24 protein-coding genes and 1 pseudogene are annotated in these 26422 nt (G+C 56.2%); 18 read left to right on the top strand and 7 right to left on the bottom strand.

Going from position 1 to position 26422, the window contains the following annotated elements; all coding sequences use genetic code 11:
- Positions 1-19 precede the first annotated feature (19 nt).
- From B4V04_RS17435 to B4V04_RS17405, 7 genes are all read left to right on the top strand, one after another.
- Positions 20-685: a DUF8166 family protein gene (locus B4V04_RS17435; protein ID WP_498232929.1), complete on the top strand. Its 666-nt coding sequence runs from the start codon at positions 20-22 to the stop codon at positions 683-685.
- Positions 685-2328, top strand: coding sequence for an ATP-binding protein (locus tag B4V04_RS17430; RefSeq protein ID WP_498232928.1), 1644 nt, complete (start codon positions 685-687; stop codon positions 2326-2328). The genes B4V04_RS17435 and B4V04_RS17430 overlap by 1 nt, the downstream gene beginning before the upstream one ends.
- 243 nt (positions 2329-2571) lie before the next feature.
- On the top strand, positions 2572-2760 hold the full coding sequence (locus B4V04_RS17425; protein ID WP_498232927.1) for a ribbon-helix-helix domain-containing protein: 189 nt from the start codon (positions 2572-2574) through the stop codon (positions 2758-2760).
- Positions 2761-3214: 454 nt separating this feature from the next.
- Entirely contained in the window at positions 3215-3913 is a 699-nt protein-coding gene (locus B4V04_RS17420) for a TraB/GumN family protein (RefSeq protein WP_498232926.1), read from the top strand.
- Between the two features lie 321 nt (positions 3914-4234).
- Positions 4235-4966, top strand: coding sequence for a hypothetical protein (locus tag B4V04_RS17415; RefSeq protein WP_498232925.1), 732 nt, complete (start codon positions 4235-4237; stop codon positions 4964-4966).
- A gap of 501 nt (positions 4967-5467) precedes the next feature.
- Positions 5468-6121, top strand: coding sequence for a hypothetical protein (locus B4V04_RS17410; RefSeq protein WP_498232924.1), 654 nt, complete (start codon positions 5468-5470; stop codon positions 6119-6121).
- Between the two features lie 138 nt (positions 6122-6259).
- A complete protein-coding gene (locus tag B4V04_RS17405) occupies positions 6260-6520 on the top strand; it encodes a molybdopterin-dependent oxidoreductase (RefSeq protein ID WP_498232923.1) in 261 nt (86 codons plus the stop codon).
- Here B4V04_RS17405 and B4V04_RS17400 read toward each other — a convergent pair.
- On the bottom strand, positions 6502-7023 hold the full coding sequence (locus B4V04_RS17400) for a hypothetical protein (protein ID WP_498232922.1): 522 nt from the start codon (positions 7021-7023) through the stop codon (positions 6502-6504). The genes B4V04_RS17405 and B4V04_RS17400 overlap by 19 nt on opposite strands.
- Positions 7024-7468: 445 nt before the next feature.
- Between B4V04_RS17400 and B4V04_RS17395 the strand changes: the two genes are divergently transcribed.
- On the top strand, positions 7469-9751 hold the full coding sequence (locus B4V04_RS17395; protein WP_498232921.1) for an Eco57I restriction-modification methylase domain-containing protein: 2283 nt from the start codon (positions 7469-7471) through the stop codon (positions 9749-9751).
- 277 nt (positions 9752-10028) lie between these two features.
- Positions 10029-11141: an alpha/beta fold hydrolase gene (locus B4V04_RS17390; RefSeq protein ID WP_498232920.1), complete on the top strand. Its 1113-nt coding sequence runs from the start codon at positions 10029-10031 to the stop codon at positions 11139-11141.
- 593 nt (positions 11142-11734) lie between these two features.
- Here the strand turns inward: B4V04_RS17390 and B4V04_RS17385 are convergent.
- Complete coding sequence (locus B4V04_RS17385; protein WP_498232919.1) at positions 11735-12742, bottom strand: hypothetical protein; 1008 nt, start codon at positions 12740-12742, stop codon at positions 11735-11737.
- A gap of 434 nt (positions 12743-13176) precedes the next feature.
- Here B4V04_RS17385 and B4V04_RS17380 point away from each other — a divergent pair, with 434 nt between their 5' ends.
- Positions 13177-15450, top strand: a complete 2274-nt coding sequence (locus B4V04_RS17380; RefSeq protein WP_498232918.1) for an Aq_aa27 family P-loop NTPase — start codon at positions 13177-13179, stop codon at positions 15448-15450.
- Between the two features lie 69 nt (positions 15451-15519).
- Here the strand turns inward: B4V04_RS17380 and B4V04_RS17375 are convergent, their stop codons facing one another.
- Entirely contained in the window at positions 15520-17319 is a 1800-nt protein-coding gene (locus B4V04_RS17375; protein WP_498232917.1) for a GmrSD restriction endonuclease domain-containing protein, read from the bottom strand.
- A gap of 196 nt (positions 17320-17515) precedes the next feature.
- Here B4V04_RS17375 and B4V04_RS17370 point away from each other — a divergent pair, with 196 nt between their 5' ends.
- From B4V04_RS17370 to B4V04_RS17345, 6 genes are all read left to right on the top strand, one after another.
- The gene (locus tag B4V04_RS17370) at positions 17516-18880 is read left to right on the top strand and encodes a restriction endonuclease (protein WP_498232916.1); all 1365 of its coding nucleotides are present in this window, start codon (positions 17516-17518) and stop codon (positions 18878-18880) included.
- 365 nt (positions 18881-19245) lie between these two features.
- Entirely contained in the window at positions 19246-19518 is a 273-nt protein-coding gene (locus B4V04_RS17365) for a hypothetical protein (RefSeq protein ID WP_498232915.1), read from the top strand.
- 428 nt (positions 19519-19946) lie between these two features.
- A complete protein-coding gene (locus B4V04_RS17360; RefSeq protein ID WP_498232914.1) occupies positions 19947-20177 on the top strand; it encodes a hypothetical protein in 231 nt (76 codons plus the stop codon).
- 359 nt (positions 20178-20536) lie between these two features.
- Entirely contained in the window at positions 20537-20962 is a 426-nt protein-coding gene (locus tag B4V04_RS17355) for a hypothetical protein (protein WP_498232913.1), read from the top strand.
- Positions 20962-21417: a hypothetical protein gene (locus B4V04_RS17350; protein WP_498232912.1), complete on the top strand. Its 456-nt coding sequence runs from the start codon at positions 20962-20964 to the stop codon at positions 21415-21417. Before B4V04_RS17355 ends, B4V04_RS17350 begins: the two co-directional genes overlap by 1 nt.
- Entirely contained in the window at positions 21414-22511 is a 1098-nt protein-coding gene (locus tag B4V04_RS17345; RefSeq protein ID WP_498232911.1) for a tyrosine-type recombinase/integrase, read from the top strand. The genes B4V04_RS17350 and B4V04_RS17345 overlap by 4 nt, the downstream gene beginning before the upstream one ends.
- Before the next feature lie 8 nt (positions 22512-22519).
- On the opposite strand, the gene B4V04_RS17340 is transcribed toward B4V04_RS17345, so the two are convergent.
- From B4V04_RS17340 to B4V04_RS17330, 3 genes and pseudogenes are all read right to left on the bottom strand, one after another.
- The gene (locus B4V04_RS17340; protein WP_498232910.1) at positions 22520-23833 is read right to left on the bottom strand and encodes a phosphoribosylamine--glycine ligase; all 1314 of its coding nucleotides are present in this window, start codon (positions 23831-23833) and stop codon (positions 22520-22522) included.
- A 73-nt stretch (positions 23834-23906) separates the two neighbouring features.
- Positions 23907-24563 (bottom strand): annotated as a pseudogene (locus B4V04_RS17335) (phosphoribosylamine--glycine ligase); the annotation flags it as partial.
- A 50-nt stretch (positions 24564-24613) separates the two neighbouring features.
- The gene (locus tag B4V04_RS17330; protein WP_498232909.1) at positions 24614-24979 is read right to left on the bottom strand and encodes a group I truncated hemoglobin; all 366 of its coding nucleotides are present in this window, start codon (positions 24977-24979) and stop codon (positions 24614-24616) included.
- Positions 24980-25120: 141 nt separating this feature from the next.
- Here B4V04_RS17330 and B4V04_RS17325 point away from each other — a divergent pair, with 141 nt between their 5' ends.
- Positions 25121-25471: a glutamyl-tRNA reductase gene (locus tag B4V04_RS17325; protein ID WP_498232908.1), complete on the top strand. Its 351-nt coding sequence runs from the start codon at positions 25121-25123 to the stop codon at positions 25469-25471.
- 14 nt (positions 25472-25485) lie between these two features.
- Here the strand turns inward: B4V04_RS17325 and B4V04_RS17320 are convergent, their stop codons facing one another.
- The gene (locus B4V04_RS17320) at positions 25486-25719 is read right to left on the bottom strand and encodes a DUF2249 domain-containing protein (protein WP_498232907.1); all 234 of its coding nucleotides are present in this window, start codon (positions 25717-25719) and stop codon (positions 25486-25488) included.
- Between the two features lie 184 nt (positions 25720-25903).
- Here B4V04_RS17320 and B4V04_RS17315 point away from each other — a divergent pair, with 184 nt between their 5' ends.
- Positions 25904-26290: a cupin domain-containing protein gene (locus B4V04_RS17315; RefSeq protein WP_498232906.1), complete on the top strand. Its 387-nt coding sequence runs from the start codon at positions 25904-25906 to the stop codon at positions 26288-26290.
- The last annotated feature ends 132 nt before the right edge of the window (positions 26291-26422 follow it).

Raw genomic sequence — 26422 nt, 5'->3', positions numbered from 1 at the left:
ACAGTACGGAGACGAAGCTATGACAGACACACCAACTAACGTAGACAGTCAAGATCTTGATTCGTGCGTTCGGATTGGCAGCATCGTGTCCTCGAACAGCCACTTGGATTACGTCGTCGAGGTGTACAAGGAACGGGACTGTGATCGTCCACCGGAACTGCACGAGCGCGAGTTCGGGCAACCAGTCTTCATCAAGAAAACTGTCGACGGAACTGAGCACGCAGTCATGGGCGTGATTTATGATACGCAGTTAGTCGATCCTGACCAGGGGCGAACCGGACCGCGATTAGCGCAGGACGACCAGGCCCAATTCACGCCGGGATATATCGAAGAGCGCACCACGCTCGCTGGCGTGGCGCTTCTCGGTACCGCAGAAATCGCCGAAGACGGGGGAATACAAGAGCCAACGCATCAAATGCCGCGGTGGACGTTAGAAGTCGAGGATACTGTCTTCCAGTGTCCTGATCAGGTCACGGGTTCCTTCCATACCGTCGACGATCAGATTCAGTTGGCGTACATGGATCGACTCTTAGACATTGCTGGTGACCTCGGGTCGGAGGTCATTGTCGCACTGATCGACCGGTTACGAGGGATGCTCCCGGAAGACGATCCAAACCAGCGAGTACTAGACGTGGTGGAACAGAACGTGCAGTGGCAAGCGCGGGAACAGCGAGGGATGGTCTGATGGCTGATCGATCAGACGTGGTCGGAACCGTTGCTGGACCGGGTGACGATCCGAACGAATTCGTGTTCGTGACTCCGTCGGATAAGTCGATCAAGACGGGTGAGTTCATCACGTACACTGTCCCGGTTGAAGCTGAGCCACGATCGGTGTTCGCTCGTGTGACAAACCGAGAACTAATTCGGGGGCTTCCTGAAGGGTTCCTTGCGGATCCAGAGGTCGGGCCGGAGACAGTTGCGGCAACACTCGGTGTGCCGACTGATGACACTGAATTGTATCGGTTGACAGCAACGGTCATCGGGTACTACGACACGAACATGACGACGTTCGCTAATCCTCGCCAGTTGCCTGACCCGGGGACGCCACTGTCGATTGCACCACACCAGCAACTCGAAACCGTGTTGCCGAACCTCGGCTGTGAAACTGACAGCACGGATGTCACAACACTTGACGGAGTCGCGCACGTCGGATGGCTGTTGAATCGACCGGCAGAGGCGACAAATCTACACATTCCGATCGAAGAATTCGCTTCGACACACCTAGCGATTCTCGCTTCAACAGGGAGCGGGAAATCCTACACAGCGTCGGTCCTAATCGAGGAGATGATGCGTCCGAGCTCGCGTGCATCACTGCTCGTGTTTGATCCGCACGGGGAGTACGACACGCTGGCGGAAATGCAGGGCGAAGAGGCGTTCCAAGGTGCAGATGGGTACGAACCAGATGTCGTCTATTACGATCCAGAGCGGCTTCGCGTTCGGATTTCCGAGTTGGAAATCGGCGATGTGATGGCGGTGTTGGATAACCCGAGTAACCGAATGCAAGATCGTCTCTCGACGGCGTGGAGATCGATGCAGAACCGTGAAAGCCGGACGTGGGGGATCGATGCGCTCATTGCGGAAATGGAGGACGAGTTCGGGAATGATGACGCAAGTGTCGGCGCATTAGAGTGGCGGCTCCGCCGATCGATCGAGCGGAATGACCTCTTCCACCCTGAAGAGAACGTGCCGCTGGATGAAATCGTGGATTCTGGGCAGTGTACCGTCCTTCAGATGGATACGTTGGATCGGCGGGATCAGCAACTGATTACGACCGTTCTTCTGCGGCGGATGTATCGAGAACGACTCGGTGACGTGCGGAACCGGGATTCAGATATCGAGCATCCTATTTTTGCCTTGTTCGAAGAAGGGCACCGGTTTGCTCCGGCCTCCGGTGAAGCCCCATCGCTAGGGATCATGCGAACGATAACGTCTGAAGGCCGTAAGTTCGGATTTGGACTCGGGATTATTAGTCAACGCCCGTCAAAAATCGATCAAGACGTATTGTCGCAGTGTGGAACTCAGATTTCGATGCAAATCAAGAACCCGAGTGACCAAGACGCGATCAAAAACTCCGTGGAGGCCGCTGGCGAGGATGTGCTTCGGGAGTTGCCCGGTTTAACCCCCGGGCAAGCGGTCGTGTCTGGTGACGCAATGAACACGCCGGCACTGATTCAGGTTCGACAGCGACGCACACCACACGGTGCCGGAAGCAGGCCTGTCATCGAAGAATGGCGCGAAGTATATGACGAACGACAACGCGAACCGACACAGTCCGAATCGGCTGATTTCGGGGAAGGAGACTCAACTGGCGTTCAGAGTCTCGATTAATGTGACCTAAGTATAAACGAAACTCACGCTTCTTCGAACGCAGCGATTATATCAAGAAAGTAACTACATGCCAGTGATTACGGCTATTCATTATTGTTGTGAGAAATAGTTCGCTGACTAACTCGATGAGACGCGAAGTGAGGTTGCCGAGCTCGCTATGGAGCGTGTCTTGCCGAGAGAACTACGAACAAGTCCGGTACGGCGTTCAACACGCTGAAGATATTCCTCTGCGAATACTAGTGTATGCCGAAGGTCAGCGTTGAGATCCCCCAGGAGCTGCTTGATGACTTAGACGAGCACGTCGGTGACGAGGGGAAGTTCGTCAATCGAAGTGACGCGATCCGCGCATCAATCCGGAAAACACTCGATATGCTTGATGAGATCGATGAGAGACATGGACGAGTTGAAACAGGTGATGTGGAATCCCACTAATCTTAACCAACAGCACCGAACCACCAAAATGTACAGTTAAACGCTGAGTGATACGGCCCGCGTTGGATGATCAAGACTGGTATTTCGGTCATTAAACACTGATTCGGACCTGTTGTCTATCCTCATCTGCGGTACCGCGAGTTCGCCGAGTTGGTGTTAACGTCGGTGATTCACTACTGGAGTCATGATTTCCGCTTTGCCCGTTGGTGATCTGTGCCAGTTCTATATACTGTATTTACTGGACGCATCACTGCCGGGGGCCGAACTGTAGTTTGCGCTGCCCGCCGAACACAAAACAGGCGTCACAACTTTCCAACTCTTTATTAGGGTTCTCGATTATCGCTCGTGTGACGTACTGTACAAGCCGGTTTGAGTTCAGTAGGAAAGCGGGCGACAGTAATAACGCCCTGATACAGCATCGAGTCGTTTCTCACTGTAGCAGTGGGGTGGCTCGATGAGTGAGTCGGAGCGAGTCATTCGGGAAACCGGGGTCACGAACGGTGATGTCGCTGCCCAAGTTGGTGGAATCCACGTCCTTGGTGGGTTACATGGCCATCCGCTAACGATCGCTCGCTTGACAGGGTCGCTAACGCGGTACGAACCGGATATCGTTGCGGTCGAAGCATGTGCTGAGGCAGTTTCGCAGTATCATCCGGATGTTCAAGATGCTTGCTGGCCGCCACGAGATGAGGTGGAGGCTGCTGCATACGTGACTGACAGACGCTACGATTTACTTATCGCTGGCATCGACACGCAAGAGTGCGAGTATTCGGTGGATTTTGAACAACTTGACAGAGAGATTTTCACTGAACTCGGGATCATCAATTCACCCGACGAATTGACGGAAGAGACGTACTTCAACTTGGACTTACAGACCATCCGGCAATGGCGATCGATGACGGAAAATCAAGTGCCAGACGCGTTCGCCGCCGTACTGGCCGATCGGGATGCCGTGATGGCAGGGCATTTACACGCACTCATTAGCGACGAGGACATCAACAGCATCGTCGCGGCCGTTGGCGTACAGCATTTGACCGGTGTTATCGATTTGTTACAGACGCCATCGGAGATACCCGACGATTGTATTGAGGACCCACCACTCGCTCATTACCGGCTGTTCAAGCGGGATTCGCCGTGGTCCAGTGCGAATTAGGCGTGTGCTCTCTGTCCGGATCACATACTGACATCAACCACGGTGGCAGTAAACTCTCCAACCTACTGTGTGGTCACTACGCATCGTACTAACGGTCTGTTTGAGATCACCGGGACAAGGTTTTATCCCTGACCGGGTGGGTCGAGTAAGTATGCGACGCCCGAGAAGATCTGCATCTGTAGTCTGACGATGGGTAGACCTCTCTGGCAAGCTCACTCGATACCCACACTCTTGGTATCATAGTTCCTCACCGGCGCGGGGCCAGCGCGCCGGCGGACGTCGCGTGTTTGCGGTGCGGATAGCGATTAGCACGCGATACGCATGACACGAGAATATTCACCAGACGGTGACGACAGCGGCGACCAGCGCGATGAATACAGCGTGCAGTTCGAAACAATTGAAGCGAAAGCGCGGGAGGCGCTCAAACACGATGATCCGGAACAGAGTTGTGACGTGAACGTTCTTGCTCATAATCGTGTTTATGACTCGAAGCGGGATGTGACTACTCACCTCATTAATACTTGGGAGGAGTGGATTGCGGTTCGAACGTGGTCCGAGGCGAGCGGAGAAACTGGCCTGAGAGTCACAGATAACGGTAAGAACCTGATAACAGACCCGCTGGAACTTGATCGAAACCGTGTCGCGGTTTATATTTGCCGTGAGGCAATTAACCTGATTGACGATCGCAGTGAGGACGAGCGATCCGTGGAACCGTTCACTACCCTTGTCCAGTTCGCTGGCGGTGTGACAGATGGGCTCGTTGGTAGGTGGCAAGAAAGGGCGGACTCCTCGGTGAAACGTGAAGTTGAGGCAGGGAACGCTGAATGGGTTGGCAGTACTGCGTGGACCACAGACGAAGATGCTGTGTCTGTTCCGGCAGACAAAGTAACGACAATATTGACCGATGAGTATACGGAGTGCGATGTGAGTAACGACGCAGCAGGAACCATTCGCAACATCTGTGAGCAAGCGTTACTCATAGCTGTTACAGATCACTGCGACTGTCGATCCAAAGAGCCAAGCTACGCAGCAAAGATAGCACTCAGGGGCTAAACTTCTCCAGCTAAAGCCTCTTCTTTTTCTACAACGGTATCGATCTCGGAGACAGGACTATTCCACTCTGTTGAATCCGCAGAAGGCGGCGAGATAGCGTCTTCTGAAGCCGGAAGCGAAGCGGAAGAGCCGAATATGCCTAAACACCTCTTCCGCTTCGTTAAGCAAGCCGCGTCGCCGGCTCAAAAGCGCTGTGCCGCCAGTCAACGGCGGTGAGTGATCCGACTGGCTACGGATTTCTCGGCTGGAAGCATGTCACGCTCCACTTGTTGCGGGTTCACATGGACGCGACGTACCGTGAGATCGTTGATTGGGCGAGTGAGATGGATCGCGTTCGTGGTCTGTTACAGCTCGTTCAAACAGCATTTCCCACACTCTCAACGTTATACCGGCCATTTCGCGCTGATAATCGACTTTGGAGTCGGTCGGAGAATGGTGGAAATGCCGGATAGGTGAATTAGGGCTTACCGTTAAAGGTGACTGGACGTATCCAGGTGTGCTATGGATCGAAACGGCGGTGTGTACACAGGTGAACCAACGGCGTTTGATGAGAATCTCGAAGAAGTGGTGTATCACCTGATACTGGAATCAGAAGCGGCGGAATCACTTCGTGAATTGCATGACACGGAGATAACGGATAAGTGCGTGATGTGCGGTGGACGGGCTGTGTGGTACTCGTCCGAGATCCAAACGGAGGGGGCGTTCACGAGCAATCAAGGACGTGTTACGCGGTGCTGGTGTGATCAGTGTATGCCTGACGCGTTGGTTGATACATGGCGCGACTGGCCGTGGACACCGGACGAAGAGTTAACGGATAGTGACCTCCCGTCAACGTTCAATCCAGATGATGACGGGCAAGGACTCCGAGGACAAGTGAACACTCCGGTTGTCATCTTACACTTAGATATGGACGCGGACTTCGAAAGCGTCAGTAAAGTATTACAATACCGCGGGATTCCGCGGAGTGACGCTGTGTGTGACGAGTGCGGTGGCCGTGCAGACTGGTATCAAGGACGTGTTATTGACGTGCTCCGCGAGTACGACTTCGATGCGGCGCGCGAAAACGCGCTTCTGTGCGACGAGTGTATTGACGATGAATCCATTACCACATGGGAACGACGACCGTGGACTGCAGGTGAGCCGGAACCATTCTGAACAACAACACTGAGTAGTCGAAACGCAAAGTCAAGGCTGGAGCCATCACGTACGTCATCGATCGATACCGCGGACTTGACACTACTCTTGTTCGGCATATAACATATAGCGCGTCGGTACACAGCATCGAATAGCACGATGTCCCAGCTACGAACACACAACGTTCCCGACGAGATCGACCAGAGCGATTGGACACTCCAGGTTACCGGTGCGGTTTCTGAACCGCTTCGTATCGACCAAGAGGAACTACTGGAGTTTCCCCTTGAAACGGTTACAGACGATTGTCAGTGCGTGGAAGGGTGGATCGCCGAGGATCTTTCGTGGCGAGGAATACGCGTCGGTTCGGTTCTGAACCGTGCCGACCCCGAGACAGATACCGATTACTTGTTGTGTAGGTAGGTTTCGAGCGGGTTGGAGCCGAATTCTGCTTCCCATTCGGCTGGTCGCTGGAGTTTGTTCTGGAGGTGTTCAATGCCGTCGTCTAGCGGGATCGGTTCCTCGCCGTGAACTGTGCCAGTGACGTGGATCGTCGTTTTTTCACGAGAGTCCGCTGTTTCAGGTCCGTCAACGCATCCCTGTACGACCGGGATGGTGTGAATGGTGTGGTCCTCTCGTTCAATAGTCACGCGGTGTGCGGGTGTGAACACATCAGGTTCTTCGCCCGGCATAGGGACGTCCGGTGACCAGACGTTGATGAAGATGAACCCCGGGTTCTGGAGGCCTGGATGATCGATTGTGACGGCGGTGATGTCGTCGTACGTGTCTATCGCGGTTTCAATCGCTTCTTCGAGCGTGAGTTCGATGAGCGTCTCATCGAGCAAGCGATTGATGGTTTCATCGATGGTTTCTTTCTCGCTGCGTCTCCGGTCTCGTAACCGCTGTTGTGTTTCGTCAGTTAGCATCACTGCGGTTTTGGACATTGAACTTATTGACTTAAACAGTTGGAAAGTTGGATCGAACTCATTCATATTGATACGAACGGCCGATTTTAGCTGATTAACACGGACAGCGGGTACTGAAGTCGTGCTGATGTCCCCGTGTTCTCAATAAATCGTTGTTATGCCGGAAGTTAATTTCAGAGTACGAATACGAACGGTAGAACAGTACATAGCATAAGGAAATCCACTACGGACGACCGGGTCTATTTCGAAGTTCAGTAGATTTTGAATCCACGCTCGAGGTCAGTATTTCGGGGTTCTGTCCCGCGTTTTACTCGATTTTCTGCTGAGGGCAGAATTTTAAAAGCAGGTGGTTACTGTACTTGTTTGAATCAAAATGGAAACAGCAGGTTCAGACGTTCAAATCCACGATACCAGTGGATTACACATAGTAACGACGCAGGGAAGCGTGTACTGGTCTCCAGCACCGGAGCAATTGACTCCGCCGAGTAACCAACTCGACGCACCCGAGCCCAGTGATCCCGCCGCATCTGGGGAGATTTCAAGAAAGACCGCACCGCCGTTGGAGGACCATGCAGACGTCGCGGCACTCCTTGAGAAGGTTACGACGGTTGCCGCTCGGATTCTGGATGCGTTCACTGCGAAGGCTACTGAGGAGCTTCGAGATCGAGTTGAGAGTTGGGCTGACCTGCATGGGTTCGATGAGCTTGACGAGTCTGTTCGGATGACGAGTATTGCTCGGCAAGCAGCGATTGCTGTCCTGCTGCGAGTCACACTGTATGAGTCGCGTCACGAGTGCGAGGTGCGTCCTCCGACCGCTGAGGGCCTCCTTCGAAACGCGGCGGCGGAAAAAACGAGTGTAGTGGACTGGAGTGTTGTTGACGATGTTGCGTGGCTCACCGACGCGGCAGACCTCACACCCGTCATCAACGCAAGTCAGGATCTCTCCCGTTCAACAGCACCATCGGCAGATCTTGGTGAACTGTACGCGAAAAGTGTTGATGCGGCTGCTCGGCAGACACTCAGTCAGTTCAGGACGCCGCGATGGGCTGGCCGCGCGATGCGGACGTGGGCGGTGAACGATGGTGAGACGCTGCTTGATGCTGGGATTGGTCCTGGAGCATTATCGACACCGCTCCACCCAACGTGGCAGCTCTACCCGGAACCACGCGACGTCATTGGGATTGACCGGAGCAGCCTTTCGGTCCTCCTCGGAGAAACAGCGCTAACGCTCAGCAACCAGCCACACTCGATGGTCGAAGCGGATTTCTTAGATACAGAACCTGCGGACCTTCCAGCTCGTCCTGATGGGATGGTAGTTAACCCGCCGTTCACGAGTAGCGAGCGGCTTACTGATGCTGATAAAGACCGCTGGGGTGAGCAAGTCCGGCAATCAGTGGGTGTTGACATCAGCAGGCAGGCACCGTTGTACGTGTACTTCATGCTGCACGCGGGAGCGCTGCTTGATGAGGGATGCCGAGTCGCGTTCCTCACCCCGCAAGCATGGTTACAAAAACAATACGCGCACGAACTCAAGCAGTTCCTGAAAGATCGGTTCGATATCAAGGCGCTGATCCAAGTGAATCCGGAACAAGGATCACTGTTCCCTAGTGCCGACACGACAGCCGTGTTCACATTGCTTGAAGTCCGAAACGATCCGGACCCTACCGGTAAAACACGGCTCATCACCATTGATGACATGGAGTTCTCAACACTCCAGAAGGCAATACACACTACGGCCACTGACGACACTGACTGGGCGATGATCAACACTGTCGAACAGTCCGCGCTCACGAATACGGAGAACTGGCAGGCGCGCTTCGATCCGATTGAGACGGATGTGGATCACTTACCGACACTGTCACGGATCGCGTCCGTTAGCGTTCCTCGGCAAACTGGATGCATCGGGATGTTCTGTCTCACCGACGAAATTCTTCGTGAGTACGGGATTAGCAGGCAACATGTGTCACGCCTCTTACGACGTCCAGAACGGGTGCCAGGGTACATTTACGATGAAAGCGATTGGGCTGCTGCGCGTGATGCCGGTAAGGAAGTGTGGCTTCTCGATCCTGAGGAAATCCCCGCGATTCCTGACACCGCCGACGCATTCGCGCAACAATATGAGAGTGGGGAACTCGTCGCTGACGGCGTCACAAGGGTACAAGCGACGCTCTCTCAGGAGTACGACGCTGAGGCACTCACCACAGACGCGACGGTGAGTGATCATGAGAATCTCTTCGAGTACTTGTACGACGGCATCCTTGAGCACGACTTGAGAAACAATAGAACGCTTCAAAACCGGCCATTGTGGTACCGTCCAAAACGGAGTGATGTGACATCCGTTGTTGTCAACCACGGATTCGATGGCAAGCCGCGATTTATCCTGAATGATGCTGAACTGCGAACGACGAACAACTTCTTCGCAGTCAGGATTGACCTGACTGGAGTCAATAAGAAAGCGCTACTTGCGTACTTGAATAGCAGCCTCGTTGGGGAGATCGCAAGGCAATACAGCGGACGTCGCAGCAGTGGAATGTACAAGATGAGTGTTGAGGTTACCGAGAAGCTCCCAATTATTGATCCGCGAACACTCCCGGACTCAGAGGTGAAGGCGCTCGCTGACGCGTTTGACGATTTATGTGACCTTGGACAGGACGGGTCGGACAGTGAAGTCATCGACCGAATCGATACCATCGTCAACCGCGCGGTCGAACGAACACGACCGGACTGACAGTACCCCGGTGATCCAGTCAATCAACACGGGGCTCAGTGACTGATCGAAAACACCGGTTCAGATGATTGTCCTTTGCTGAATCCACTGACACTGGAGGAAGTGGCTGGCAATTAAAAACCACGGTGAAACGCTTTCAGCCTGGAGTTGAGATTCCGTGTTGAATTCCGTTACTGACCGCATCTGTAGCGATGTGTTCGATGCGATTTCTGCGTAGTAGACCTGCTACAGTTCTTGTCGGTGCATTAATACTGTTTGCTTGAAACATATTGTGTGCATGTCTAGCAAGGATTATAGTCCAGCCGATGCACCGTCGCCTGGGGCGAGCGGACTCGAAGGGGGTATCGAAGCAGCGTATTATACTGAGGAGATTCACGGACCGTTAGAGTATTTCACGATCGACGCGTTCGAACTGGAAGGTGGGGAGACACTCCGAAATTGCGAGGTTGCCTACACGACGTTCGGTGAGCTAAACGAGGCGAAGGACAACGCAATCTTGTTTCCCCATATGTATTCGGGGACGAGCAAGGACATGGAGATGTACGTGGGTGAGGACCTCGCTATTGACCCGCGTGAGTATTTTGTTATCATGCCCAACCAGCTCGGCGGCGGACTGTCGACGTCCCCAAACAACACACATGGGCCGATGGGACAGGGAGACTTCCCTGCCGTTCAGATCGGAGACGATGTCCGAGCACAGCACAAACTCGTCACAGAAGAGTTCGGGATCGACGAACTCCAACTCATCGTCGGGTGGTCAATGGGCGCACAGCAAACCTACGAATGGGCTGTTCGCTACCCGGATATGGTCAACCGTGCGGCTCCGATCGGCGGAACTGCTCGGAACCCTGTGTTGAGTGGGGTTCTCGTCGACGCCCTCATCATGTGTCTTGAAACGGATCCGAACTTCCAAGATGGACACTATGACGACCCGAGCGACGTCCGTCATGGGCTTCGCCACCTTGCCCGTACCTGGGCACTCATGGGAACGTCCGCCGAATTATGGCGTGACAGCGAATGGGCCGCCGCCGGCTTCTCATCCGTCCAAGACTTCCTACTCAATCTCTGGGATGACTGGTTCATGCCGATGGACCCGAACGTGTTGCACTGTACCGCGAATAAATGGAAACACGCCGATGTGAGTCGGAACACGCACGGCGACCTTGAAGCGGCCTTAGACCGGATTGAGGCGAAGGTGTACGTCATGCCCTTCGAGAAAGATAACGTGTTCACGGTGACAGACTGTCGCCGCGAGGAAGAGATGATACCCGACAGCGAGTTCCGTCCGATCCCGACTCCCTGGGGGCACTTCGGGATGTTTGGATTTGACCCGGCGGACTTCGAGCTAATCAACGATCACCTTGCGGACCTCCTAGCTGAATCAGTCTGAGAAGTTCCAGAATCGGGCTTCGTTCTTTTCCAGACCGAGATACTGATACCCAGTAGCCAATACCGGATTACAGGTCACCTCCTCGGACACCATTATCTCGATAATGATTACTTGGATAATTTTCTGGGTCCGGTGTAGTAGGGTCCTATAGTATAATAGACCATCTCGATGGTATCGCCGAGTTCTCGATAGAGCATTCCGGTTTTCAATTACTATGCCTGGGTGCGGTTTTGGATTGAGCATTACAAGTTTACATTACCGGAATATAATACAAAAATTGAGAAGTGTAATTATATTATTTCGAATGGAGTCAAGATCGCTCAGCCGCCCGTGGGTTTTGAGCGGATCATTGCAGAATTACATTACGGGGTACCATGCTCCGGTCCCTCGATTTTCGGGAGGCTGTTGTCGATTTTAATGTATACGAAGATTGTCAGTGGTGTGTACCCGCTGGCGAATTCCGGAGTGATTTTGGGCTCCGGAATCGGGTGTAGCACTCAAATTCACTATTTCTGGGTGTCAAAATCAGACCAGTAATAGTACTGTTGTGTACCCCATTTAGGGGAAAGTGGTAAGGGTGTGTGGAAATCGAATTACCAGTTAAGTGACGTGATTTGGTCTCGGTTGAGCTCCGGGGCGTCTGCCCCGAGGATGTCTTCTTTGAGCCGCCACGTAGTCGTCCAGTCAGCGACGGCCCAGTCGTGCTCGTCGCTATCGTACGCGTCTTGGATTCGACCTCGGCCTGCGGATATACTGAAGTCGGAATCGAATGTACCGTTCGGGAGGTTGCCGAGGCCGTCCCAGTTGTGCCAGTAATTAAATACAGTGTATGCTGTGTCCCGCCCGTCAAAGACGGCAATCGGTTTGATCCCGTGACGGTCTAATTCTTCCAGCTTCCGGTACGTGGACCGGTGAAGCTCCCAGCCGTGGTGATCAGTTAGAATTTCACGTGCGTACCGCTGGCCGTATTGGTCAGTGGCAAAGGCGTCTATCGTGTAGTCGTTCCAATCGTAGTAGCTTGCGCCGTTCCACCCGCGAATGAGATCTCGGAGCCGGACGAGACCGACGGTAACACGATGGGTAAGTCCTTCGCGTGGATCGCCGTGTAGGTTCGGGTAGTCGTCGCTCTTATTGATGTGAGTGCGAGCTTTACCGTTGATATCGAACCAGGCTCGCTTTCGGAACAGGGTCGTTGGTTTGAGGAACCCAGTCGCGGTGTCGAACCAGTCGGCATCGCTGAATGCGATCAGCGTATCGTGGCCGAGCCTCGTATTGTACCACAGACGGTTGAGTTCAGTTTCATCGAGATCATGAGTGATGTGTTTGATGGGCGGACACTGGTCAGCGAGTAAGTGAACACCACAGACGGTCTCACCGTTCCAGAGTCTCGCAATCCGGCTTAGCAGCGTTCGCCGATCTTCTGCCATCCGGATGGGCGGCTCATCCTGCCCCCATACCTGGTTTTTTGCTCTTCTTTTCCACGTGTCTGTATCAACACCTTGTGGCCGAGGCGGGTTGAGTGGATCATACAAGAACCGGTCTTCGAATTCTTCGAGTGAGTACCATTGTAGCGTTGGGCGGCCATGTGTGTTGATCACCATTACGTGGTCACTCCGCGACGTTGCTCTTGGAACGTCAAACCCGATTTCGGACCAGTCACAGTCGTCTTCGTCCCGGGGGATGCGATGGCAGTCACTCAGGTCGTCAGTTTCGCAGGTTGGGAACACTTCAAATGAACAACTTCCACGTGGATCACGTGGTCTAGGTTTCCCATACAGTGGGGCGTCATTCAACCAGTGATCATCATATGTCGGTTCGAACGGGCTTAATCGCATACTCAAAGAGAGAACCCACAGCACCAAAATAGATCGCCTCAAACCGAGATAGAACGCCTCTAACCCGCACTCACAACAGTTATCCCCGACTCACAGCACGACCAAATTACGCTGATCAGATGTCGGCTTCGCTGGTGAGCACGACGTATCACTATCACTGTGTGGCCGGCTTTTATTCGTGTCATCACACTGTTTCCTCCATGGACGAACTGACGGCGAACATCTCGTTTGACCGGTTCGCGGATATGCCGGAATTCTACGGATCAGGGGAGGCGGAGTATCGGTTAGCGATGGTGAAAAGCCGGGATGACTTCTTGGAGTTGTTCGAAGGCGCGGCCCACGTAGATGCGGTGACGTATGCGGAGACGCCTGAACTGATGGTACAGATGTTGACCGAGTACGGTATCGGGTCGCTTGACGTGCTGATCGGGAACGCCGACGATTACGCGGATCAGGTGAACGAAGTGGCGACGGCCCGGTCGTTGGTACAGCTGCGAGAGGATGACCGGCTCGTTGTTCGCTTGAAGAATCGGAAGACGGTGCACTCGAAAATATACCGGATTGTCATGCCGGACAACACGGTGAAACTCGTTCAAGGGTCGGCGAACCTGTCGCGGAATTCGTGGGAGTACCATACGAACCAGATTTCCGTGATGACGGCGGAGCTCGGCACGGAGTTGGACGAGGCGTTCGAACAGTTCATCGATCAGTACCGAGACGGGTACAGCAGCCAGACGCTGCTCGAAGGCCTTGTCGAAGCGCTCGAAGATGCGGACTCTCCCGAAGAGCGTGAAAACCGGATCGAGTACTGGGTCGGAGCCGGTGACCTTGACGTGAGTGACACGGCCGCGTTGAATCAGGACGCCGTCGAGGACCTGAAAGCGGTCGCAGATCAAGTTACGGCGGTCGTCAATGACCCTGACGAGGCCGAGGAAACGGTCGCGTTCGTCGAAGATCCGGACACCGCTGATCGGACCGTCGTCGAACCAGAGGAGACCGAAAGCGAGGAGTCCGACGAACCCGCCGACGAGGAGACGGAACCAGACGTGGGGCTCGTCGAATCCGAGCACGAGACGGGGTTGACGGACACGCTCGATCGCCCTCGTGTCAGGACGCCTGACGAGCGGATACGGATGGGGACGAGTAAGGTCGATAAGGACACGGCGGACGAGTTCGGAGCAAGTCTCCGCGATCGCGGCGCGACAATCGAGGATCACAGCATCACCGCGCCGCTCAGCGCGTACAACACGCAAGTGAAGGAATCGACGGCGATCCCGACGATGACGGTGTTGCCGGACGCCGAGCAAGTCGTGATCGGTGAGCAAGACGAGATGATTCTCGTCGCTACCGAGGAACCGACCCCGGCGGTGCTGGATCACTGCCTCGAAACGATCGAGGACTACATCGAGACCGTCGAAAACCACGGGCACACGCAGTCCGAGACGGCGGTGATGGCACAGATGTACGAGGCGTTCCTCTACGGGTTCTGGGCCCCGTTCGCAAACCAGTACGCCGAGGCGTTATCATCGCCATCACGCACGCTCGATAACGTTCTACAGCACCTGTACATCGAAGGGAAAAGTGACGCCGGGAAGGACAAACTCACCGAGTACATCCTCCGACTGGTGTCCGACAACACCGTGATTTCCGGGGTGGACGCCGATGATGTCGGTGTCAAAGAGATCCGTGGGATTCGGGAGTGGAACACGAGCTTCCCGTACGCTATCATCGACGCAGAGAAAGAGAAGATACAGCGGTGGAGTCCGATCCGGAACTACTGGGGCGATTGGACGCCGACGAGCGTCGATCAGCCGTGCCTGATTTTCACGACGAACGACGCGCTCCCGAAGTCAGAGTTCCGGAACCGGATGAAGATCCTCAGCATGGACGTGTCGTTCCCGTCGAATCCGGAAGACCCGGGATTCCGCGAGGCGCAAGACGACCTTGCGGAGGTTCTCGAACGACGGAACCCGATCTTCAGTTACGTCGCCCGACGCATGCTCACCGAGAAACCCTGGACCGACGGAAACGGCACGATCGAAGACGTTCGCCGTATCGTTCGGGAGTTCTACGAAGAAGCCGGGAGGAAGCAACCCGAATACTTCCCCGCCGACGAGCCGGCTGAGAAAACGTACGACACGGGGCGGCTCAAATGGCAGCGTGACATTCAGGGTGGCCGCGTCAGGTTCGAATCGGAGCCCGACGCGATCACGGCGGATTTCGATCGGGAAGAGTACGAGGTGTACGACTACGAGAAGCGTCTCCCCAAGCGGTTCATGTCCGAAAAGTCCTCAACGAGCGTCTACATCGGCGCACCCGATGAATTCGCAGAGTGGATCGGGTACTCTGTCGAAGAACTCCTTGGGGATCCCGCGGAAAATGGGGCGGAGCCGCAAAGCGCAGTAGGATCCGAATCCGATGATAGTACCGGCGAGGACCCCGGCGGATTCTTCTCCCGGCTTCTCGGCAGATAGGCCCAGCTACACGTGTTTGGGATGGGTGCTATCTGAAAGAGAGTGATTCAGCGAATGGGGCGTGGTGAGTTACTCGCCGAGTACCGAGGTCAGATGTGCCTTGATCCGCTTTCGGCGCTCTTCTACAAACTTGTCGAAGTTCTCTAACTTGTGGTACTCGGGGTCGGTCGGGATGAAGTGTCGGTCATAGAAGCTCTCATTCTGGTCGGTGACCCACTCCTCGAAGGGGGCGTCCTGTTTAGCGGTGTTCTCGCCTTCGGTGAGGAGCTGTAAGTTCGCCAGTTTATCGCGCTCTTCGGTGAACGTCTGTATCGTTTCCTCAAAGAACCTTTTGTCCCGGAGGGCCGACTCCTGTAGTTGCGACGATGGGAAGATATGGTCCTGGTGCGGTTTGACGCTCCCCCAGTCGTTTTCGGGGTACAGTAGCGACAACGCGAGGAACGTTCGTTTGCTCCCCTTCGTGTACTCCAGCACGTTGTCTGCGACGTCCTCGGTGAATCCGACGACCTTGTTCAGTTCCCGAACCTCCTCGTTGAGTTCTTCCAGCGGGAATTCTTCGCCGTCCGTTCCTTGGAGCACCTCGCGGACGGTTCGAAGCACCGTGTCAGCGTTTCCGGTGAACGTGCCGTTCAGCAGCGACGTGATCAGCCACTTTTTGATGTCTTGTTTCGTCTGATAGTAGGTCTCGTCGCTCCGTCGGAGCTTATCGACGGTCAACCCGGTCCGTTTGAAGTAGTACGCGACGGGGATGACGGCGTTACGGCTCGTCAGTGTCTTCTCGTTGATCCCGAAGTGGTTGATCAGCGTCGCCGCGGTCTCGATCGCCCGTTTGATCTCGGGCCACTCGTCTTCGATTTTCGAGACGTTCTCTCGGTTGAACTGTCCGACACGGTATCTGACGGGAAGATCGCTGAGGACCAGACACGATTTGAGCAGGAAGTCCTTTCCGTAACTGTTCGTCGCCGGGAGTTGTGTGTTCAGGTGGTCAACGAACGAGGTGAGTTCCTCGCGGGCGTTGTACTCCGTCCAGTTCGCTTGTGCGATCGAGAGCAGAAGGTCGGATTTCTGGAGCTGCGTGCCGCCGTCGTTCGTCCGGATGAAGATCTCCAGGACCCGGTCGATGTCCTGTTCCTTCTCCTCGAAGTAGGTGATGTACGACTTGTCGTGGATACCGCGCCAGAGCGCACGGACGTTGCTCCCGACGTGACGCCGCCGCGTCACGTTCTCGGCATCGACGTGCTCGTTTTGGATCTCGTGGATGAGGTTCTCCTGTTCCTCGTGTGTCGGATGATTGAGGATCGTACCGGTTCTCAGCCAGAGGTCGTCGCCTCGGGAGACGACTCGTCCGTCGTAGTCGTTGACGGGGAGGAACTGGAACTCGTACCGGGTGGTTCGGTCCCCGCCTTCCTCCAGCTCCTCGTTCGGGTCCGATGTGATGTTCAGGTAGAGCCGAGACTTGTTCCACGCGCTTTCGTTCCGGTACCACTTGTACGGCTGCTTGTACGTGTACGTTCCTTTGAGTCCGATGTAGAATGACGAGAGTCGCTGTTGCCCGTCGAGAACGAGTTTCAGATCGCCGGACCCGTCGGGCACGACCTGTGAATTACGCGTCTGCGCGTTCGTGTTGATGTATTTTGTGGTCGTGATGTAGTCCTGAATGAACCCGTACATCGTGTACTGGTCGCGGTTCCGGTCCTCGATGTCCCAGTAGAGGAACGTCCCGATCGGGTACCCCTGGAGGACCGAGTCGAACAAGTCGGTTATCTGGTCTCGCTTCCAGACGATTTCACGCTGGATGGCCGGTAACAAGTAGTTCTCCTGCTGTATTTCTCGAACAGCCTCGGCGATGGTCACCCGCTGGTCGTACATGTCACGGCGACTCACGGGGTAACGGGTTAACCGTTGTGTCAATGTCTTCGGCTCTCAATGGCATCGTGACCCGACGACCGAGTCCGAGGACGGCACGATCTCAGACGGACGCGATCGAAACGTCGCACTGCGTCACGTGCGGCATCACGGTCAGTATAGCATTTATATCGGAACCGGCACACTTGGAGTACGACCGATGCCCGTCCTGGACGATCTCTCCGGGTTCGAGTTCGAGGACGTGATGGAGGACGTCTTCCGGAACCTCGGGTACGAGAACGTCCGGCAGGCGGAACGGACGGCCGACGAGGGGCGCGACGTCCTGATGGAAGAGGTCGTCGACGGGACGCGGCGCGGTGTCGTCGTCGAGTGTAAGCACACAGGGACGGTCGGGCGGCCGGTGGTCCAGAAGTTACACTCGGCGATTGCGACGTTCGAGTTCGACGGGCCGAAACGCGGGATGGTGGCGACGACCGGCCGGTTCACCGGCCCGGCCGTCGAGTACGCCGAGCGACTGCGACGGAACAACGACCCGTACCCGATCGAACTGATCGACGGCGAGGACCTCCGCGAGATCGCCGACGAGATCGGACTCGATCTCTACAACGGTCGGATCGAAATCCTGTGCGACGAAACGCTTCGGCCGTTCGACCCGGCGACGTCGGTGGCTGCACCCGTTGAGGAGGCGTTCCAGGACATCGACAACATCGAGTCAGCGGACCTCCCCGCGCCGCACTCTCGCGTCACGTTCCAACCGGTCGTCGCCGTGACAGCGGACACGAACGCGGTATTCGAGACGTCGGTCGGTGTGATTCACCGGGTCAACGATCGGTCCCGGTTCGTCGTCCACGCCGAACGCGGCCGCCCGCAAACCGCATCCGGTGACGTCTCGAACCTCGTGATAGAGAACCTCCACGCGACCGTCGATCTCGAAGCGGACCGGTTCAAAGATCAATTCGATGTAGTCGAAGAGCGACGGTTCGGGCAGACGCAGACCGAGTACAAAGAATGGGCCGTAGACCGGGTCAGAGAACGCCACACGACGACGGTCTCCTACACGGGGGACAACAACGTCACGTACACAAAAACGTGTGAGCCGAAGCGCTCCGACGTTTCAGTCCAATCGATCGAACCGGTGTACGTTCCGCAGGTTCGGCATATGACTGACCTAGGAGAGTACACGTACCCGTACGAGTACTTCGCGGCGGGACCATCGCGCGTCACGAGCGAGGACGGGATTCACCGGTGTGTCCACTGCGATACAGTTGGGGACAACACGACTTTCACGTACTGTGCGAACTGCGGGAGTATCAACTGCGACTCGCATCTCAAGACTGAGCGCTTGGAGGGTACTCCCGTCTGTACCGGGTGCGCGGTGACCGAGCGCTTCGCGTTCAAAACGAAGTACTTCTACGACGACGAGAACCGGGACGCGTTCCGCGAGGAGTACGCTTCAATGCCGTTCTACAAGAAAGCGATGGAGAACATGCCAATCGCTGTCGGCATGGTCGTTCTGGTTGGACTCATCTTATTCGGAGTGCTCACTCTCGGCGGTGGTATCTAACGCTATTCCAGACGCGTTCGCTGCTAACTCTCAATCACTCCCGATTCCGACCGGTGGGATGTGTCACGCCTCTTTGTCCGGACTCGGTAGATATGATATTACCCCTAACAGCAGTTACAGGCACTGGACAATACGATCGTGACATCAACTACTGCTATATGACTTTCTCCCCCTACTGACACCGCCCCATGGAGAACTGTAAATACTGCAGTAAGAGCCAGGTGGTTCCAGTGCTTGACGAGAAGACAGACCAATTGTCGCGTCCCGGGAACAAATTTCGGAGATTCTGTCTTGGTTGCGGGCGGTGGCTCCCGATGTGTTCCGAGAAATATTTTCGAACTCACCCCGATCCTCATGTTCTCCCGATGGGAGAGACGGAGATAATCCCAATCGCTGAATCGAAAGAAACGGAACAGTATCCAGTATCGGATCTTCTTGGTAGAGAAACTGACTGTAATGATACGTCCCGACGAGTTGATGATGGACACAGAGCAGCCCAGGACTGCGAGTTGCGGAACGAGATATTACTCGAATGTACTTTTGATCTAGTTCTTGAGGGGATTATAGACAAAGAGACAGCGGTTCAGTACCTGTCTCAGAAATTCCGAGAGCAGATAGAGAGTCGTGATTTGAATTGATCGCTCCGTCTCCACGATCGATCTCACGGATACCCGCTCCTATCTCCTCTTGACCCAGTTGATTTGGGATTAGACACTCTTCAGTCGGAGTTGCAGGCTGTGGCCTCAATTACACGGCCCCAATCGATTCTGGAGATTTCATTTCATCTGAAGGTGGATTTTCGGGCGTAGTCGGCTCGGTTGATGTGCGTTCATGATGCGCGTGTTGGCTCGCCTTTGAAGTCGAGTGTGACCGGAGATCAATGAAATCTTGAAAATCGCCATCCGGGAGGCTAATTGTTTCTAACTATCAAAATAGGCGGTTGAGATCAGTAGAATTTCGGCTCAAATGAGCATAGTGTTTATAAGTAACCAGGTTAGTCGACGAGTGCACCGATGTGTGATTCAACACAAACGACTGACACCGTTCGAATCGAGTTGGAACACCTATGACACGCCACGTAGATGCCTACGTCGAGCCGAAGACGCGGGAAGTTGACGAAGTCGTGACGGCCAAAGTCACGAAGTCGGGCGACGGGGAGACCGTCGGCGTCCCGGTGTTCTTCTCGGCGGCCGACATCGAGAAACAGGGACTTGATCCGACCGACATCGATGAGATCGGGATCCGCGTTGAGGACGGCTACATCGTGTTCGTTCCTGTCTCGTCGGGAGTTGAGTGAATTGAGTAATTTTCCAACTGTTTAATATGATGACTGACAGCGAGCCACGTAGAAATCGCACGCATGCCAGGACATAGCTCCGAAACACAGCCCACGATGACGTATCCCTCTAAGCAGCAACACGCACGCTGGAAGCAGGAAGCTGAGAGCATGGACATGTCGTTGTCCGAGTTCGTTCAGGCGATGACTGAAGCCGGACTCAAGAAATTCGATGCCGACATCACATCGGATGAATCAGCGCGTGCCCTTCGGCAGCAACGGAACGAGTTGAAACGAGAACTCGATCGAACACGAGACCGGGTACGAGAGTTGGAGGCGCAAGTCCACGCCTTACAGGATGACAGTTCGGGTGGTGACGGATGACGAATCAGGTCGCAACGTACCCGACAGATGAGCAGCTCGCCCGTTGGAAGAACCGAGCGGATGAGCGGGGAATGTCGCTGTCACAGTGGGTGTCGCACATGGTCGAAGCTGGACAGAAGAAATTCGAAATCGAAGTCACCCCTGACGAGACGAGTTCCGAACTCCGAGAGCAACGGAACCAGCTCCGACGAGAACGTGACCGGAAGCGGAAACGAGTCACTGAACTCGAACGGCAGCTGTTCAACGACGAGCGACAGGAAATCATCGACTTCGTACAGCAGAACCCGGGTGCCGATGAGACAGCTATCCATCAGCGGATCATCGAGACAGCGAGCGACCGGATTCCAGATCAGTTAGACTCACTGGAAGGCCGGAAGCTCGTGAAACGAGACGGGACGTACTACCCGTTGGAGGACGCGTAATGGTGTCTGATGACGTCACGAACCGGCTAGGCGTGTTCAAAACGCTCGATGAAGTCCCCGAAGAGTACCGGTTGTGTCGACACGACCGATTGTTTGCGGGGCGTGATGCGTACGCCGCGTGGGAAACGGAGAACATCGATGCTGAGTGGGCGCTCAAAGAGGCCGGCCGTGTCGAACGACGATGGAAGAGCCACATGGATGCTCGCGGCCGTCACCACGCCCTCGCAACCCCTGCTGACGTGGAAGCATTCCTCGCTGACCTCGCGGACGACGTCCAAATCGAACGCGTGTACACGCCGTACTGGCTGTTCTTGAAGCGCTTCTATCACTGGATGGCGTGGCACACCGACTACCCCCATCGGTACAACCCGGTACTGATGGCGTGTGTTGAGCATCCGACGAGCGAACGGGTTTGGAATCACGTCATGAACGACGTTAAAACGGCTTTCAAATGACAGACAAACACGATTCACGCGAAGAGTTCGCTGAGACGTTCGATCAGGAGATCGACCCGTTACAAAAGTACGAAGAGGGGTTCAGATCGATCAGTGCGAACCCGTTCGACTTGTTCACGACGGAGATCCTCGATCAGAAGGGTAAGAGCAACACGAGAAACAACTACACGATCCCGATTGATCAGTGGACAGAGTACATGGAGGACGCGGGGCGACATCCCGCTTGTCCTGGGAAACGACATGTGGAGGGATTCGTAGACTACCAGCGTAACGAACTGGGGAACTCGAAGCAGACGACAAAGCAAAAACTCATTCACCTGAATCGGGTGTACAAATTCTGGGTGAGTGAAGACTCACTCCCCCAAGACGGTAGCTACAACCCGTTTAAAAAGGTGCTCGACGACACAGAGTGGGAGGAAGACAACACGAAAACACCGCCCAACTTGTCCGTCGATGACGTCGCAGATGTACTCGTCACCGTGAAACACTGGAAACACCGCGTCATCATCCTGCTGATGCTGTTCCTTGGCATCCGAGCGCAGGAAGCATGTAACATCGAACTCAGTGAACTGAACATCCAGCATGACGAGCTCCAACAACAGTACCCGGAACTCGGTACCCATGATCGCCTGCCAGACGGCGTGGACGCGGTTTACTTCCCGACGCGGTACGACAGGGAAGGGAACAAGTCAAAAAACGAGCGGATCATGCCGATCCCTGACGAGTTGAAAGTCGCGCTCGTCCGGTACCTCATGGTTCGCCCGGATAACGGGAAGCCGTGGCTGCTCCTCTCGCACACCCGGCACAATCAGATGGGAAACTCGAAAGTCAACGAGATCTGGAAGGACTACTTCCACCCGCAGTACGAGTACGGCGACGACGAGAAGTACGACTCGATCACCTCACACTTCGGTCGGCACTACTTCACGACGTGGTTCAAGAAAGAGAAAGACTGGAACCGCGAACTCGTGAAATACATGCGCGGCGACTCAATCAAAGGGAAAGACGGTGATTCGCTCGATGACTACGTCCACCCGTACTTCGAAGACATCCGCGAACGATACCTTGAAGAAATCTACAAATTCGGGCTATAGTAACCGAGTTATTGTGGGCCCAGGTACCCCCACGCCTGAAGTCGATCGCCATCACCGTTGACCCACCGTTCACCGATGTCGTCGCGGTAGTACATGTTCGGCATGACGATGTCATCGATGCGGTCGTATGCTTGCTCCCGTGCCGCTTGCATTGTCTCTCCCTTGCCGGTCACGACGATGGGCATCCCGTTGTCCCCGGCGACGCGCCACTGACCGTCCACTTTCTTAGCGTCTTCAAGATGAATGCCTTCGCGGCTCTCTGTCTCGAACACCACGGCCGCGTTCCGGGAATTCTCGTCGTACGTCTTCTCGTCGTCAAACGGGAACGGCGGCAAGACGACTCGGACGGCAATTTGGTACCCGTTGTGAACCTCTACCTCTGGCTCGTTGCCGTGCGCGAGATCGTAGAAGAATTCTCCGGTGGACGACTCGATCGACTCTTCTTGCAGCGCAATGGTCGGGTAGCCGAACCGCGGCGTGAATTCTAATGGGTAAATCCCGTTTTGATTGACGATACAGTTGATGTCGATACTCCCGACGTAGCCTTCGTTGGCGAGCCAGTCTTCGATTTTCCCGAACGTTTCTTTGAAGAGTTTGTTCTGGCCCGCCCAGAACATTGAGGTCCCCATCTCGCCGGTGGAGGGCCCGATGTTCCCTGGGAATAATTTCTTATGCTCAAAATTAAAATTGACCTGGTCAATGAACTCGTTCCCGTTGAAGAACCCGCAGATAGCGACTTCGACACCCTCTACTTTGCGTTGCAACTGGAAGCCCTTCATCCGGTGACCCCACGCCTTCTTGTACGCCTTCAAGACGTCTACGACGTCACTCCCGTCGTCCTCATTCCCGACATACAGTAAGCGCTTGACGTTTTGGACTTCGCCGAGTGGTTTGATCACATACGGGGCAGGGTTCTCTTGGACGTGTTGTATCCCCGCGTCGAAACTATCGAAGATGTGATGTTCAACGGTGTTCACACCGTGTTCTTCGAGGACTTCCATCGCGTATCCTCGGTCCTCTTCGAGATGATCGGTGTTGGGCGTCCCGCCGACGACGGCTTTCCCTTTCTCACGGAGTTCCTCGGCGAGTTCACCCGTGCCGATGTCGGAACCGACCCAGATATCGTCGAAAATGATGACATCCGCCCACTCGACTTCTGCGCGCCAGTCGTCGGTCTTCGGGACGAAACCGTTCCCGATCTCCTGATCGCTATCGGCTTCGATATAGTATTTCACGTCGTGGCCTTCGCGGTGAACTTGCCAGGCCAGGTCGGTGATCAGTGCAGCGTCGGCCGAGATGAACAGGAAGTGTTTCGATTCCATAGTGTAATATTTATGTTTGGGGCTGTAGTGTTTACGCAGCGAGACTTACTGGACAATTGTGTACTAAATCACGTTTTTTGTGCTCGAAGTTGAAATTTACCTGGTCGATGAACTCGTCGCCGTTGAAAAATCCGCAGATAGCGATCTCAACGCCCTCAACTTTCCGCTGAAGCTGGAATCCCTTCATGCGGTGGCCCCACGCCTTCTTGTACGCTCGGAGAACGTCGACGATGTCGCTGCCGTCGTCCTCGTTGCCGACGTACAGCAGCCGCTTGACGTTCTGGACCTCGCCGAGGGGTTTGATGACGTACGGCGCGGGGTTCTCCTGCACGTGCCGGATGCCCTCGTCGAAGTCGTGGAAGACGTGGTGGTCGATCGTGGTGACGCCGTGCTCCTCGAGCACGTCCATCGCGTAGCCGCGGTCCTCTTCGAGGCGATCGGTGTTCGGCGTCCCGCCGACGACGGCTTTCCCCTGCTCGCGGAGTTCCTCGGCGAGCGCGCCGGTGCCGACGTCGGAGCCGACCCAGATGTCGTCGAAAACGACGACGTCGGCCCAGTCGACCTCGGCCTCCCAGTCGTCGGTCTTCGGGACGAAGCCGTCGCCGATCTCTCGATCGCTCTCGGCCTCGATGTAGTACTTCACGTCGTGGCCCTCGCGGTGGACCTGCCAGGCCAGGTCGGTGATCAGCGCGGCGTCGGCAGAGACGAACAGGAAGCGAGCGGAGTCCATACGTCGGTATCTCCCGACGAGAACTTGAGTATGGGTGTCGACCCCGCCCGCTACCGTCCGACGACGTCCGGTTCGAGCGCGCCGACCTCCTCGAGAATCGCCTCGGCGTCCCCCTCGGCGACGCCGTTCTCCCGGAGCGCCTCGCCGAGGTAGGTCGCGACGCGGCCGAACGCCTCCGCCGTGATCCCCATCCCCTCGTGCGCCGCCCGCATGTCGGCGCCCTCGTACGAGACCGGCCCGCCGGCGACGGCGCTGACGAACTGCACCTGATGGGCGTACAGCGCATCCCGGTCGACGCCCTCGAAGTACGGCTCGAGGAGCGGGTCGTCGAAGACGCGGTCGTAGAAGTCGGACACGACGGCCTCGACGGCCTCGCGGCCGCCGATGTCGGCGTAGATCGATTGACTCTCTGTCATCGGTTCGACCGTGTTTCTTGCGACTTAAAATCGGTTCGAAAGAATATGTTCGGGGACGTCGTTCGCGACTCGCGGGGACCGGACGTCCGCGGCGAACACGTTCGGGTGAACGCTGACCCGCGTGGCGGCCGGCGATCCGATATGAGACACGAACGGCCCGACGCGCGACCGCGACCGGCCGTTCGCGAGCCCGACGGCGGACCGAGCGGCGACGGATCGACCGATGACGGAGCTCCCGATCCGGACCGCGTTCGACGGCGGATACGGGACCGAGCGGAGCGGATCGAGCGCCGCGAGGTCGGGGAGGCGATCTCGTCGCTCGAGGCGCGCGGCGGCCTCACCGACGAGCAGCGCGAGACGGTCCGTCTCCTCGGAACGGCGATAGCCAGGGGACTGACGGCAGCTCCCGAGTCGGCCCTGGATCGAACCGCGCGGGACGACCCGGCGACCGTTCGGGCCGTCGCGCGGTTGTTCGACGTCGAGCGCGAGTAGCCGCGACCCGGCGCCTACGTCTCGACCTTCGGGAACTCGGCGACGAACTCGTCGGGCGCGTCCTGCCGGACCTCGTACCCCTCCTCGTCGAAGGCGGGCACCTCGGCGGCCATCTCGTAGTACAGCGGCTTCGGTTCGTGGTCGTTGACGATGGTGAGCGTCTCGCCGGGGTCCATCCCGTCGAACTCGTCGTGGATCCGGTCGTGCCTGTTCACCGGCGGAATGTCGCGCACGTCTAGTCTCGGCATGCGGGTGACCGTTGCGGGCGCGTCCGCATCCGCCTTGAGACGAACACGTTCGGGTACAGTCACTCCCCGCACGGGCCCGAGGATCCGGACGTGACACGCTCGATGACGCCGTCGATCGGAAGGAGCACGGACAGAAACCGCCGCTCGGCCGGGCGACACGGCCCGCACCGCCGGGGTGAGTGACGTGCCGGCGACGAGCCTCGACGCGGAGCGAACGTACGACGAGGAGCGCTTCTCGACGAGCGGCGTGTTCCGGAGCGACCGGGCGAAGGTCGTCTGCGGGTACTTCGAGCCGGGACAGTTCATCCCGGTCCACGCCCCCGAGAGCGACGTGGTCGTCACGGTCCAGTCCGGCACGGGAACGGTCCGGGAAGGTGACACTGACCACGCCGTCGCCCCCGGCGACGTCGTCGTCGTCGAGGCGGGGACCGAGCGCGGCGTGAAGGCGGACGAGGGCGAGCGCCTCGAAGCGGTTCTCGTCACCGCGCCGCCCCTGACCGACGCGGAACACGATCCGGTCCGGGAGGGTATCCGACGCGGCGAGTTCGACCCGCGGGACGGACGGGAGTGAGGATCGCCGCGGGGGATGGGAGTGAGGATCGCCGCGGGGATCGACCGCCGCACTCGGCCGTCACCTCACGTCGAACACAGTATTTAAACACCAGTATATGGGGGAGAACTGCGATGTCCGTCCCGGTATTAT

This window comes from Halorubrum sp. B52 (assembly GCF_059752555.1).
This window is presented reverse-complemented; position numbering and strand designations above follow the sequence as displayed.

Bases quoted from the DNA above. Each gene is read 5' to 3' on its own strand.
- B4V04_RS17435 (WP_498232929.1), top strand. From the start codon at position 20: ATGACAGACACACCAACTAACGTAGACAGTCAAGATCTTGATTCGTGC.
- B4V04_RS17430 (WP_498232928.1), top strand. From the start codon at position 685: ATGGCTGATCGATCAGACGTGGTCGGAACCGTTGCTGGACCGGGTGAC.
- B4V04_RS17425 (WP_498232927.1), top strand. From the start codon at position 2,572: ATGCCGAAGGTCAGCGTTGAGATCCCCCAGGAGCTGCTTGATGACTTA.
- B4V04_RS17420 (WP_498232926.1), top strand. From the start codon at position 3,215: ATGAGTGAGTCGGAGCGAGTCATTCGGGAAACCGGGGTCACGAACGGT.
- B4V04_RS17415 (WP_498232925.1), top strand. From the start codon at position 4,235: ATGACACGAGAATATTCACCAGACGGTGACGACAGCGGCGACCAGCGC.
- B4V04_RS17410 (WP_498232924.1), top strand. From the start codon at position 5,468: ATGGATCGAAACGGCGGTGTGTACACAGGTGAACCAACGGCGTTTGAT.
- B4V04_RS17405 (WP_498232923.1), top strand. From the start codon at position 6,260: ATGTCCCAGCTACGAACACACAACGTTCCCGACGAGATCGACCAGAGC.
- B4V04_RS17400 (WP_498232922.1), bottom strand. From the start codon at position 7,023: ATGCTAACTGACGAAACACAACAGCGGTTACGAGACCGGAGACGCAGC.
- B4V04_RS17390 (WP_498232920.1), top strand. From the start codon at position 10,029: ATGTCTAGCAAGGATTATAGTCCAGCCGATGCACCGTCGCCTGGGGCG.
- B4V04_RS17385 (WP_498232919.1), bottom strand. From the start codon at position 12,742: ATGGTGATCAACACACATGGCCGCCCAACGCTACAATGGTACTCACTC.
- B4V04_RS17380 (WP_498232918.1), top strand. From the start codon at position 13,177: ATGGACGAACTGACGGCGAACATCTCGTTTGACCGGTTCGCGGATATG.
- B4V04_RS17375 (WP_498232917.1), bottom strand. From the start codon at position 17,319: ATGTACGACCAGCGGGTGACCATCGCCGAGGCTGTTCGAGAAATACAG.
- B4V04_RS17370 (WP_498232916.1), top strand. From the start codon at position 17,516: ATGCCCGTCCTGGACGATCTCTCCGGGTTCGAGTTCGAGGACGTGATG.
- B4V04_RS17365 (WP_498232915.1), top strand. From the start codon at position 19,246: ATGGGAGAGACGGAGATAATCCCAATCGCTGAATCGAAAGAAACGGAA.
- B4V04_RS17360 (WP_498232914.1), top strand. From the start codon at position 19,947: ATGACACGCCACGTAGATGCCTACGTCGAGCCGAAGACGCGGGAAGTT.
- B4V04_RS17355 (WP_498232913.1), top strand. From the start codon at position 20,537: ATGACGAATCAGGTCGCAACGTACCCGACAGATGAGCAGCTCGCCCGT.
- B4V04_RS17350 (WP_498232912.1), top strand. From the start codon at position 20,962: ATGGTGTCTGATGACGTCACGAACCGGCTAGGCGTGTTCAAAACGCTC.
- B4V04_RS17345 (WP_498232911.1), top strand. From the start codon at position 21,414: ATGACAGACAAACACGATTCACGCGAAGAGTTCGCTGAGACGTTCGAT.
- B4V04_RS17340 (WP_498232910.1), bottom strand. From the start codon at position 23,833: ATGGAATCGAAACACTTCCTGTTCATCTCGGCCGACGCTGCACTGATC.
- B4V04_RS17330 (WP_498232909.1), bottom strand. From the start codon at position 24,979: ATGACAGAGAGTCAATCGATCTACGCCGACATCGGCGGCCGCGAGGCC.
- B4V04_RS17325 (WP_498232908.1), top strand. From the start codon at position 25,121: ATGAGACACGAACGGCCCGACGCGCGACCGCGACCGGCCGTTCGCGAG.
- B4V04_RS17320 (WP_498232907.1), bottom strand. From the start codon at position 25,719: ATGCCGAGACTAGACGTGCGCGACATTCCGCCGGTGAACAGGCACGAC.